Raw genomic sequence first — 5,039 nt, 5'->3', positions numbered from 1 at the left:
GTCCGGGGTGCCGCCGAGCCTAGGCCCGTTGCGGAGAACGGGCAACCCGTTGCGCTCAGCGCAACGACGGGTCAGGGCAGCGTCAGCCCGTACGCGGCGAGCACCTCCCCGATGGGCTGGTAGTAGGTGGTGCCGCCGGACGTGCAGTTGCCGCTGCCACCGGAGAGGATGCCGATGATGGTGCCGGTGGACGCCACGTAGAGCGGTCCGCCGCTGTCCCCCGGCTCGGCGCAGATGTTGGTGCGGATCAGGCCGTAGATCACGTTGCCGCCGGCGTAGTTGACGGTCTGGTTGAGGCCGGTGACGCTGCCGCACCGCACCCCGGTGGTGGCGCCGCTGCGGCACACGGCCTGACCGACGTACGCGCTGCCGGCCCCGTAGATCGTCAGCAGGCCGGGGTGGGTGTAGACCGCGCTGGGGTGGGCGATCCGCCCGGTGTAGCGGATCAGGCCGTAGTCGTTGGTCGGGTAGCTGGTGGCGGTGCGGGTGCCGAGGACGGTGGTCTGCGCGCTGTCGGCGTACCAGGTGCTGGCGACGGTGGTGCAGTGCCCGGCGGTGACGACGTAGTAGGTGCTGCCGCTGCGCACGTTCGCGCCGAGCGAGCAGCGGCCGCCGCCTCCGTAGATGCCCTGCCCGCCGGCGATCAGGGTGCGCAGCGTTCCGGGTTCCCGGCGCAGCAGCGCGCCGGCCCGGTCGGCCATCGACCGCAGCGCCGCCAGCTCGGCGGGTGCCACAGTGTCGTCGACGGTGACGGTCATCCGGCCGGTGGTCGGGTCGAGGCCCCAGGCGGTACCCGGCGTGCGTACCCCGGCAAGCGCGGCCTGGTCGGCGACGGGCGCGGCGGGGGCGGTCCGGTCGGGGACGGCGGCCTGTGCCGCGCCGGGCGCGACGAGCAGGAGGGCGGTCAGGACGAGGGCGACGAGCGGGGAGCGGCGCATCCGAACCTCCGAAGAGATCGAGATATATGGATGCGGTCAAGCATCACCCGACGGTTGACGCCGTGGCAACCTCGGACCGGACGCGCGGGTGACCGGCCCGGGGCGGGTCGGCGGGAATCCCGGATCCGGGGACGGGCCGCGCCGGTGCCGCCGATAATTCTCCGAGACGCGGCGGGAGGCCGGGCATGACCACCGGAGGCACTGCGGCGCTGGTACGCCGCCCGGAGGGGTCGGCCCGGGCCACGCTGCTGGAACTCCTCTTCGACGTGGTCTTCGTGGCCGCCCTCGCCATGGTCTCGAAACTGATCGCCGAACGCGGCTCCTGGGCCGGCACCGCGCCGGTGCTGCTGACGCTGGCTGCGATCTGGTGGACCTGGTCGGTCACCTCCACCACGACCGAGTTCTACGACCCGGAGCAGCGCCCGATCCAGGCCATCCTGATGGTCGCCATGGTGGGGTCGGTGGGCATGGCGGCGGCGCTGCCGATGCTGTCCGCCGGGCACGCGATGGTCTTCGCGATCGCGTACGTCACCACGCACGTGGTGCGCGGCGTCGTCCTGGTCACCACGTTGCACCGACAGCGGCACCGGGCGGCCATGGAGCGCGCCACACGGTTCCTGTTCTGGTTCGTGGTGTCCGGCGTCTTCTGGATCAGCGGAGCACTGGTCGGCGCGCCCCACTGGGGGCTCTGGACCGTCGCGATAGCGATCGACCTGGTCTCCGCGGCGGTCCGGTACCCGATGCCCTGGCTGGGCCGGGTGCCCCTTCAGCAGTACGACCGGACCACCGAGCACCTGGGCGAGCGGTACCAGCAATTCGTCATCCTGGCCCTCGGCGACATCATCCTGGTGCCCACCCTGGAGGTCAGCCGGACGCATTTCGACCGCTTCCGGCTCACCGCCCTGCTCTGCGCCTTCGCCACCATGCTGCTGCTCTGGCAGATCTACGTCTTCCGGGCCGGCCGTTTGCTGAAGGCCGGGGCCGACACGAGCAGGGCGGCCCGGCTGGCCCCGTACACCCATCTGGTGATGCTGGCCGGCGTTGTCGGCACGGCGGCCTCCTTCGACCTGGTCGCCGCCCGGCCGACCGGGACGACGCCGGTGCGGTGGCTCATGCTGATCATCGGCGGCCCGGTGCTGTTCGTGCTCGGGCGCCTTCTGTTCACCTGGCTGGTGGCCGCCGTCGTGCCGTGGCGACGGTTGGTCTGGCTGCTGCTGCCGCTGCTGGTGCTCCCCTGGGCCGGCGGCTGGCCGCCGCTGCTGGCCGCCGTGATCGTGGCGCTCGCGCTGGCCGGCGCCGCCCTGGTTCCCGCCAGCAACCGCCGGGCGACCATTCCACGGCTGCGGATGCGGCGGCCGGAAGACTGAGCCGCCGGATCAACCGAGGTGTCGACCGGCCCACTCGGCGAGGTCCCGGGCGCAGGCGTCGACCGACTCCCGCCAGGTCCGGGCCGCACCCTCTCCCGCCTCGTCGCTGACCTGCTTGACCAGCCGGCACGGTACGCCGGCCTGGCTGGCGGCCCAGGCGATCGCGTACCCCTCCATGTCGACCAGGTCGGCGCGTTGCGCCAACCGGTCGCGCGCCGCGTCGTCGGCCACGAACGTGTCGCCGGTGGCCAGCACCGCGCCCTGGGCGGCCAGCGGGAGCGGCGCCCCGTAGGTCTGGCCGGTGAGCGTGCGCAGCAGGGCGGTGTCCAGGTCATGCTGGAGCACGGTGGCTACCTCGTGGATGCCGGTCCAGCCGGGGCGCAGTGCCCCGGCCGTGCCCAGGTTCAGCACCAGGGCGGGGCGCGGCCCGGCAGCCAGCACCGCCGCCAGCGCGGTGGCGGCGTTCACCTTGCCCATCCCGGTGAGCAGCACCGGCAGCTCCGGCGGCAGGTAGCGGGCCTCCTCCTCGACGGCGAGGACCACCAGCGGACGATCGGCGCGGACCGTACCCCGAAGATTCACCGGAGCATCGTACGAGCCGGCCCGGCGGCCGGCGAGCCGGTGTCGACGGACGTGCGTCCAGCCACCATTCAGCCGGGTCGCATCGCGCCCTCAGGTGGGTGGGGCAGGCTGGCCCGGCGAGTCACCGGACCCGTCCGCGCGCCACCGCCGACCACCGGTGACGGCGCCCGGACGACGGCGGTCCGGTCCGCCGACGGAGAGGTGACGACGGTGTACGACGGACAGGAGTTCCTCCGCGACAACCGCTGGTGCCTGAGCCGGCGGGCGCTGCTGACCGGGGCCGGCGCGGCCGGCGCGGCCGGACTGCTGAGCGCCTGCGGCGCCGGGGACACCCAGGCCGGCGGGGCGACCGCCACGGCCGGCACCGTGCTGGCCCGTACCAGCGACGTGCCGGTGGGCGGTGGCACGGTCGTCGACGGCGTGCTCGTCGTCCAGCCCCGGGCCGGCACCTTCGCCGCCTACGACGCGACCTGCCCGCACCAGGGCGTACGGGTCGCCGCGCCGCGCGACGGCGTGATCACCTGCCCCGCGCACAACTCGACGTTCTCGGCCAGCGACGGCGCCCGCCTCGGCGGCCCCGCCACCCGAGGCCTCACGGAGATCCCGGTCCGGATGGAGGGCACGAACATCATCCGCGCCTGACCGCACCCCTGCGCGATCGTGCACGCCGGTTGCCGGATGGTCAGTCCTTGGCGAGGCGGTACAGGACGAAGTCCTTCTCCGCGCCGCAGGCGATGACGTGGGTGTTCCAGGAGCAGGAGTCGCTGCCGACGTCCTGGAGTTCGCCCAGCTCGTCGAGCTCACCGGACTCGGCCCACACGCCGGCGACACTGCGGTTGTCCGCCACCGTGCTGGGCGCCTTGGCGAAGACCAGCAGGTTGCCCCCGTCCAGCCGGACCGCCACGCCGCGGCGGTCGCGCAGCACGGTCTTGCCCGCGCCGTCGAAGAGGGTGACCGTCGACTCCGGGACCTGCCGCCGGGCGATCAACTGGTCACCGAGCGGGACCAGCTCCGTCGCGCCGGGCGCCGGCCAGCGGATCGCGGGCTCGCCCTCGGTCGCCGCCACGACCTCGGTGCGCTCGGCCTCGTTGTCCGGCACCTCCAGCAGGCACGCCCGGTGCTCGCCGCAGGCCACCAGCTCCTTCGGCCGGTGCTGGTCGTTCCCGGCCCGGTAGAGAACCACCGGTTCCGCGTCGGAGTTCAGGTCGTACGCGAGCAGTTGGTACCCGCCGTCGTTGGCGGCCACGTACAGCCGGTCCTCGTGGGCCACGACCAGGTCGTCGAGGTCGGCGACGCTCCCCCACTCGCGCACCACCGAGCCGGAGGACATGTCGAGCAGCCGCACCGACCGGTCCGCCCCGACCTGCACCAGCCGCCGTCCCTTGCCCGTCCACGGGTCGCGGGGCGTGCCGTCGAGGAAGGCGGGACCACCGGCCGCCTCGTCGCTGCCCACCGGCCGGACGACGGTGCGGCCGCCACCGTACTGGTCCCGGGGGTTCGGTCGGGTCCACTTCTCACGGCCGTCGCTGAGCCGTAGGCCGACCAGGTGGCCGGCGGTCCGGTCGACCAGCACCGCGCCATCGTCGGCGAAGTACACGTCGTCGTCGCCGTGGATCGCGCGGTGCCAGCGCTGCGCGCCGGAGAGACCGTCGAGGACGGCCAGTTCGCGGGGGGTGCTGTCGCCCGGGGCGTCGGCGAGGACCGCGACCGCTCCCGGGACGGCGACCAGCCCCGTCCAGTCGTCGGCGGTGACGTCGGTCGCCTTGCGCCACAGCTCCGCGCCGGTTGCGGCGTCGACGGCGACCACCTCCAGCCGGTCGTCCGGCAGCGGGTAGCCGAGGTAGGCCCGGTCGTCGAGCACGGCCGTCCACATGCCGACGGGCCGCTCGGCGCCAGCGTGCGGACGGGACAGCTCGCGCAGCGGCGCGAACTCCAGGTCCGGATAGCGGTCGCGGGTGAGGTAGAGCGTCGTCGCGGTGGCCACCCCGGCCAGGGCGAGCACGGCGCCGAGCACCACCCAGCGGGCCCGCCGCCAGGGCGTCCGGCCGGTCGGGGCGGGCGTCGGCGGCGGGGTGGCACCGGAACCGCCAGCCAGCGTGGCCGGTACGCCCGCCGGCCCCCCTGCCGTCGCAGCCCGGGCCCGGGGCCGGCA

Annotated in this window: 5 protein-coding genes; 2 read left to right on the top strand and 3 right to left on the bottom strand. The window is 74.3% G+C overall.

All coding sequences use genetic code 11. The features are described from left to right. Positions 1 to 71: 71 nt before the first annotated feature. Complete coding sequence (locus tag DKT68_RS00725) at positions 72 to 938, bottom strand: S1 family peptidase (RefSeq protein WP_109815508.1); 867 nt, start codon at positions 936 to 938, stop codon at positions 72 to 74. 185 nt (positions 939 to 1,123) lie between these two features. On the opposite strand from DKT68_RS00725, the gene DKT68_RS00720 reads away from it, so the two are divergent. After that, positions 1,124 to 2,305, top strand: a complete 1,182-nt coding sequence (locus tag DKT68_RS00720) for a low temperature requirement protein A (protein ID WP_109815507.1) — start codon at positions 1,124 to 1,126, stop codon at positions 2,303 to 2,305. Between the two features lie 9 nt (positions 2,306 to 2,314). On the opposite strand, the gene DKT68_RS00715 is transcribed toward DKT68_RS00720, so the two are convergent. Beyond that, a complete protein-coding gene (locus DKT68_RS00715; RefSeq protein WP_109815506.1) occupies positions 2,315 to 2,887 on the bottom strand; it encodes a nucleosidase in 573 nt (190 codons plus the stop codon). A gap of 210 nt (positions 2,888 to 3,097) precedes the next feature. On the opposite strand from DKT68_RS00715, the gene DKT68_RS00710 reads away from it, so the two are divergent. After that, the gene (locus tag DKT68_RS00710) at positions 3,098 to 3,529 is read left to right on the top strand and encodes a Rieske (2Fe-2S) protein (RefSeq protein ID WP_109815509.1); all 432 of its coding nucleotides are present in this window, start codon (positions 3,098 to 3,100) and stop codon (positions 3,527 to 3,529) included. 40 nt (positions 3,530 to 3,569) lie between these two features. Here the strand turns inward: DKT68_RS00710 and DKT68_RS00705 are convergent. Then, a partial coding sequence (locus DKT68_RS00705; RefSeq protein WP_146218246.1) for an outer membrane protein assembly factor BamB family protein occupies positions 3,570 to 5,039 on the bottom strand: 1,470 nt, incomplete at its 5' end.

Source organism: Micromonospora acroterricola (genome assembly GCF_003172955.1).
Taxonomy (GTDB): Bacteria; Actinomycetota; Actinomycetes; order Mycobacteriales; family Micromonosporaceae; genus Micromonospora; species Micromonospora acroterricola.
Note: the sequence above shows the minus strand (reverse complement) of the source record. Positions and strands in the feature narration are given on the sequence as shown.